The following is a 5,708-nucleotide window of genomic DNA, read 5'->3' as shown; positions in this document are numbered from 1 at the left end:
GTGTCACCCAAGCCCGCAGCGTAGCGCCGGGTGCGCCTTGCGCAGGATACGACCTTCCCCACTCGGATCATGGCCTTGCCGCAACTTCTGATGCTCCCCGCTGCAGTCGGGTTCTACCCCGATTCTGCGGACACTTTCACTAAGACCCATACTGGGTCAAAGGAGTGTCCATGTCCAAGCGCAAGCGTTATAGCCAAGAGTACAAGCACGAACTCGTCGAAGTGGTCCGCCAGTCGAAGTCGAGTTGCCGTCAGGTCGCCCTGGAAGTGGGGATCAACCCCGCTTTGCTGACCCGTTGGGTCCGAGAGGCCGATGCCAGAGGAACCAATGCATTTCCCGGCGGCGGAACCCCGCGGGATGAGGAGCTCGCGCGGATCAAACGCGAGCTGACACGGGTGACGAAGGAACGGGATTTTTTAAGAGACGCGGCAGCGTACTTCGCGAAGCAATCACCGTCCGGTACGCGGTGATTGAGCGCTGCCGCAACGACTACCCCATCGGTTTGATGTGCCGTTGCCTGGAAGTTTCAACGAGTGGTTTCTACGCGTGGGTTGCGCGCAAGCCTGGTGCTCGTGCGCAGGACAATGCGCGTTTGTTGGTGCGCATCCGGGAGATCCATGAAGACAGCCAGGGCGTCATCGGTGCACCGCGCATGCAGGAAGACCTGGTGGACGAGGGTGAGCGCATCAGTCTCAACCGGGTGGCGCGCCTGATGTCGGCGGCCGGGCTGCAAGGCTGGCCTCGGCGCAAGCGGCGCGGGACTCCCCGACGTCCGGGGAGTCGTCCAGTCGGCGTCAAGAACCTGCTGGAACGTGATTTCACCGCGCTTGAGCCAGAGACCAAATGGGTGACCGACATCACCGAGATCCCGACGCAAGAGGGCAAGTTGTATCTGTGCGTCGTGATCGACCTCTACAGCAAGCTGGTGATGGGCTGGTCGATGCACCATCGCCAGGACCGGCACATGGTCGTGCGCGCGGTGCAGATGGCGGTGTGGCAGCGGGAAGGTGATTCCGAAGTCATCCTGCACTCGGATCGCGGCGGGCAGTTCATCAGCGGCGACTACCAGAAATTCCTCGGTGGAAATGCCATGGTCTGCAGCATGAGTGCGGTCGGCCATTGCGCCGACAATGCAGCCTGCGAAGGGTTCTTCGGCGTCCTCAAACGGGAGCGGGTGTTCCACAGGAACTACGAAACTCGCAACGAGGCCCGAGCTGATCTGTTCGACTATATGGAGAGGTTTCACAACCCGCGAATGCGTCGTAGAGTTGCACGACGCGATCGGGAGTTTTCAGACTTAATCAAACCGTCCGTGGAAACGGGGTAGAACCCAACAGCATCGAAGCCAAAGCTCGCTCCTGCAAAATCATGAAAGCGCGCACCGGACGGGTACCCACCGATGCTGGCTCGGGCAATGAGCGACTCGCTCTATGGTGGTGGGAACTGCAGATCGCCACCCACAACTATGTACGTAGTCTCAGCAACAATCCGAATATGCATGGCACGCGTTTTGAAGTAGGTTCGAACCAACAATCAAACTTCAGGTGAAGCGAGCGCACCACCATGCCAAGGCGTTGACTATCGATTTCTCGCCCGTTTGCATGTCAGTGCGGTCGTGCCGTGTGGAATTATGGCTTCGAATGTTGTCCACCTTGTCAGCGCAGATGTCGAGTTTCGAAATTCTCTTTCGAAGCTCATGGAAGCGAACGGGATGGGGCTCACAGTGCATCCGCTTGTTCGGGACTGGCTGGACGCGCCAGAGCCGGTCGACGGCTGTTGCGTCATTCTGGATGTGGAGTTGGGTGACCTCGATTGCCCGGAGAGGCTCAAGAGATTCGCGGCGCTATGCGCAAGCCCGCATGTGCTGGTGACTGCCCGGCGCGGCGATGTGCCCATGGCCGTACTGGCGATGAAGCACGGTGCCGCAGAAGTCCTGCAAAAATCTCTGCGCATGGATGAGCTGCTGGAACGTGTCAACCTGCTTTCGTTGCACCGCAACGCTAGCGACAGCAAGACTGCGCATTGAGTCAACTACGTACGTAGTCTAGGTGGCTGCCCGAATGGGCGACTCAACCGGCTGCGGTATAGTATGAATGGGGACTGTATTGAGCGTTTGTACACTAGAAGCAGGCTGAGCATGGCTCAGGCTGAGACGAAAGGATTCCTGCCTGGCAAGTTGTCGGTGGGTTGCGCACCGTTGATTCAAATGAATGGAGGACATTCCATGTTGCATCGAACTGGAAAAATGTTAGCGATTGGCTTATTGATATTGGCGATTCCGGCAATGGCTCAGGCCGCTGCCGAAAAGCCCAATATCCTGTTCATCATGGGTGATGACATCGGCATCATGAACGTCGGGGCTTACCACCAAGGCCTGATGGTTGGAGAGACGCCGAATATCGACCGCCTTGCGAAGGAAGGTGCGAGATTCATGGCCGCCTATGCGGAGCAGAGCTGCACCGCCGGTCGTACATCATTCGCCACCGGCATGAATCCGCTGCGTGCGGGCATGATCATGCCGCAGTTGCCCGGCTCCACCAGTTCCCTGTTGCCCGGCACTCCGCATATCGCCAAATTCCTGCACGATCTTGGCTACAGCACGGGCGAGTTCGGCAAGAACCACCTGGGTGACAAGCCCGGTTCGTTGCCGACGGCCCATGGTATTCAGGAGTTCTGGGGCTATCTGTATCACCTCGATGCAATGCAGGGCGTGAGCTTTCCCGACATCAACTCGTCACCGACCAACCAGGCTGTGGTGCCGCCGTGCAAGAACTTGCCGGTCAAGGGACTTTCCGATCCGCCGGGCGCCGTCGACCCGAAAACAGCGTTGTGCATGACGCCGCCACGGCCAGTCATCCACTGCACTTCTTCGGATGGCACGGAAGCGAACCAGACCTGCAAGGACATGGGACCGCTGACACTGGAGCGCTCGAAGACCGTGGACGAGGAAATTTCGGCCCAGGTCATCGACTTCCTCGACCGCAATAACCCGAAGACAACCGGCAAGCCGTTCTTCGTCTGGTACAACCCCGCACGCATGCATATCACGACCGTGTTCTCGCCCAAGTACGCAGCGATGCTGGGTACGGAAGGTGGCAAGGACTGGGGCATCAACGAAGTCGGCATGAAGCAGATGGATGACAACATCGGTCTCGTGTTTGCCAAGCTCGAGGCCATGGGCGAGATGGACAACACCATCGTCGTCTTCACCACTGACAACGGCGCCGAAGTCATCACCTACCCGGATGGCGGTGTAACACCGTTCCGCGGCGGCAAGCTGACGACATGGGAAGGCGGCATGCGCGTCCCGTTGTTGATTCGTTGGCCAGGACACATCGAGCCGGGCATCCTCAAGGACCAGATCTTCTCGATGCTGGATTTCGTGCCCACCTTTGTTGACATCGCCGGCGGTGCCAAAGGCGAGGACCTGAACAAGCAGATCATGGCTGGCAAGTACCCTGGCATCCTCAAGACCAAGCTGGATGGCGTCAATCAACGCGCCTACCTGGAAGGCACGGGTGATTCCGCGCGCGACACGCTGTTCTATTACAGCGGCACCCATCCCTCGGCCGTGCGCTACAAGAACTGGAAGTTCTACTATGCAATGGCGGCTTCGACAGCTTCAGGTGGCCTGATGGGCGTCCAGACTTTCCACTGGACGGTGGTGAACAACATCAAGCGCGATCCATTCGAGGTTGCCGTGGGGACTGAAGGCTCGCTCCTGGCAATGGGCGGAGCGCTGGCCGGGCCAACCACGGCTTACATTTACGACTGGAACCTGCTGCCCATCGGCCAATTGCTATGGATGAAGGAGCTGATGAGCTACAAGGAATTCCCGGCGCTGCAGACTCCGTCCAGCTACAACCTGGATCAGATCATCCAGCAAATGAAGGACGTGCACGTCAACGGCCACGCAGGCAGCTGATGCAAGAAGCGTGACGAGAACGGGCACCTTTGAAGGGTGCCCGTTTTCGTTTTCAAGTTGACAGTCGAGCGAGAAGGCTCGAACTGCAACAGCTCTTCCTTGCCGGAACCGTGCAGGTCAACAGTGCACTCGTCCCGGCTACCAGGCGCGTCGATCTACCCTCGTGATCAAACCTTGGGAAGGCTCGGCACCAGCCGATCAAGGACAGGCGGGTACCTGCTTTTGATGCAACTCCAAATCAGTATTCCGCAAAAACAACGTGCGTTTTGAACTCCAACCAAGGGAGCAATTGCGATGAATAGGGTCTTCCCCCACAGGTTTTACTCAGCGGCACTGGCAACACTTGCCGCGTTTACGTGTGTCCTGGCCCAGGCGGCCGGCCCGCTGGAATCCTGGAACGACGGTCCCTCTAAACAAGCCATCGTCGATTTCGTCACTAAAACCACAACCGCCGGCTCACCGGATTTTGTCCCGCCCGCCGAGCGCATAGCCACATTCGACCAGGACGGCACGCTGTGGGTCGAGCACCCGATGTACTCGTTCCTGATGTACGCGCTGGATCGTGTGCCCGAGTTGGCCAAGGCCAAGCCTGAACTGAAGAACGTCGAGCCTTTCAAGACCGTGCTCTCGGGCAATCGCAAGGCCATCGCCAAGCTCACCCTGCCCGATCTCGAAAAGATCATCGCCGCCACCTTTACCGGCATGCCGGTGGATGACTTCAACGCTGAAGTGTCGAAGTGGATGGCAAGCGCCAGGGATCCGCGCTGGAAGCGGCCCTATACCGAACTCGTCTATCAGCCGATGCAGGAAGTGCTGCAGTATCTGCGCGCCAACGGCTACAAGACCTACATCGTCACCGGTGGCGGTCAGGATTTTGTACGCGTGTATTCCGAAGCGGCCTATGGCATTCCGCCCGAGCAGGTAGTTGGTACAGCGGGAGCCACGAAATACGGCTACGGCAAAGATGGCAAGCCGTTCCTGACCAAGGAGGCAAAGCTGTTGTTGAATGACAACGATGCCGGCAAGCCCGAAGGCATCCATCTGATGATCGGGCGCAGACCTCATGCGGCCTTCGGCAACTCGACCGGCGACAAGCAGATGCTCGAGTACACTAAAGCCGGCGATGGCGCGCGGCTGTCTCTGATCCTCCTGCACGACGACGCGAAACGCGAATACGCTTACGGTCCAGCGACTGGCTTGCCCGATACCAAGGTCGGCACTTTCACGCAGACGCTCTATGACGAGGCGAAGAAGCAGGGCTGGATCGTAGTCAGCATGAAGGATGACTGGAAGCGGGTGTTTGCGTTCGAGGAGTGAAGCGCGTCGACAAGAGCGCTGAGTCGCCTCAGAATTCATGCGCGATCAAGAATAATGCAAGGGGTCAATCAAGCGAATGAAAACCACAAGAAGAACCCTTCACCTCGTTGCGATAGCACTTTCGTTGACGATGGTTACAAGCTCGCTGATCGCGCCGGCCCATGCGGGACTGGCGGAAGGAATCGCGGCCTATGAAGCCGGCAATCCGCAATTGGCCGCCAAGGAATTTCGCGCAGGGGCGGATAAAGGTGATTCCGATTGCCAGTTCAATCTGGGCTTGATGTATGAGCAAGGCATGGGAATCGCCAAAAATGAAAAGGAGGCGGCCTACTGGTATCAGAAGGCCGGGGAGCTGGGGAATGCCAACGCGCAATTCAACCTGGGTGTGCTCTATGAAAACGGACGTGGCACCGCCGTGGATTTTGCGCGGGCCAACCAGTGGTATCGCAAGGCGGCGGTGCAAGGC

General features: G+C 58.4%; 5 protein-coding genes. All 5 read left to right on the top strand.

Translation table 11 applies throughout. From position 1 onward, the window contains the following. The first annotated feature begins 170 nt into the window (after positions 1-170). Positions 171-1,327, top strand: a protein-coding gene (locus WBP53_RS12130; RefSeq protein ID WP_423929277.1) for an IS3 family transposase whose coding sequence is annotated in 2 segments (ribosomal slippage) — positions 171-420 and positions 420-1,327 — 1,158 coding nt in all. Because the reading frame shifts where the segments join, the coding sequence is not laid out codon by codon here. A 303-nt stretch (positions 1,328-1,630) separates the two neighbouring features. Then, positions 1,631-2,026 (top strand): response regulator, encoded by a 396-nt coding sequence (locus WBP53_RS12125; RefSeq protein WP_423929275.1) that lies wholly within the window; start codon positions 1,631-1,633, stop codon positions 2,024-2,026. 258 nt (positions 2,027-2,284) lie between these two features. Continuing rightward, positions 2,285-3,925, top strand: a complete 1,641-nt coding sequence (locus WBP53_RS12120) for an arylsulfatase (protein ID WP_423929273.1) — start codon at positions 2,285-2,287, stop codon at positions 3,923-3,925. Positions 3,926-4,219: 294 nt separating this feature from the next. After that, complete coding sequence (locus WBP53_RS12115; protein ID WP_423929271.1) at positions 4,220-5,242, top strand: HAD family hydrolase; 1,023 nt, start codon at positions 4,220-4,222, stop codon at positions 5,240-5,242. Positions 5,243-5,453: 211 nt separating this feature from the next. Continuing rightward, a partial coding sequence (locus tag WBP53_RS12110) for a tetratricopeptide repeat protein (RefSeq protein WP_423929269.1) occupies positions 5,454-5,708 on the top strand: 255 nt, incomplete at its 3' end.

This window comes from Dokdonella sp., from assembly GCF_049593775.1.
Classification (GTDB): Bacteria; Pseudomonadota; Gammaproteobacteria; order Xanthomonadales; family Rhodanobacteraceae; genus Dokdonella.
This window is presented reverse-complemented; position numbering and strand designations above follow the sequence as displayed.